Raw genomic sequence first — 233 nt, 5'->3', positions numbered from 1 at the left:
AGCATGCGCAGCGCGACGAGCGTCTGCGCCCCGAACACCCGCACCAGCGGAGCGAGCTGCAGGACCTCCAGCAAGCCGACGTGCCAGCGGTTGGGGAGCGCCCACGTCGCGCACGCGCGCGCGTCGTCGGTCATCCACACCTCGTTCTGCGGAAGATAGGCGACGCGGATCATCGTCTCGATGACCTTCGCGGTGCGATCGACGCGCGTCGCCTCGTCCGGGAACATCACGAC

General features: G+C 69.1%; 1 protein-coding gene. It reads right to left on the bottom strand.

Annotated elements, in window-relative coordinates:
- Positions 1-233 (bottom strand): hypothetical protein (locus ACLJNW_RS28800; RefSeq protein ID WP_410962103.1); only part of this gene is annotated, 233 nt, incomplete at both ends.

Origin of the sequence: Salmonella sp. SAL4457 (assembly GCF_046548235.1) — a bacterium.
GTDB classification, from domain to species: Bacteria; Pseudomonadota; Gammaproteobacteria; order Enterobacterales; family Enterobacteriaceae; genus Salmonella; species Salmonella enterica.
The sequence above is the reverse complement of the archived record's forward strand: the minus strand, read 5'-3'. Positions and strand labels throughout refer to the sequence as shown.